We start from the raw sequence: 277 nt of genomic DNA, 5'->3' as shown, positions 1-277 counted from the left end.
AAGCAGTGGTATCAACCGACGTACACAACCATGTCGCCCGCCTCTTCAATGCTGCCGTCGGCGCTCTTCTTCGGCCCCGGCATGCGCAGGCATTCATCGGGGGTCAGCAATGGCCGCTGCACTTCCTGGAAGGTCCGCGAGACGTTGCCCAACAGCGCCGACGTGCGGCGGCCGCTCGTCGTGATCTGCTCCTTCACGATGGTCGTGGTGCCTGTCAGTTTTGACAGGTGCTCGGCCGTCTCCACGCGGTTCGGCGGGTAGGCGTTCTGCACGTGGC

1 protein-coding gene is annotated in these 277 nt (G+C 64.3%); it reads right to left on the bottom strand.

Going from position 1 to position 277, the window contains the following annotated elements; all coding sequences use genetic code 11:
• Positions 1–11: 11 nt before the first annotated feature.
• Positions 12–277 (bottom strand): type IV secretory system conjugative DNA transfer family protein (locus tag AC0L3J_RS38050; RefSeq protein ID WP_473350559.1); only part of this gene is annotated, 266 nt, incomplete at its 5' end.

This window comes from Bradyrhizobium sp. Kon37, assembly GCF_055807535.1.
This window is presented reverse-complemented; position numbering and strand designations above follow the sequence as displayed.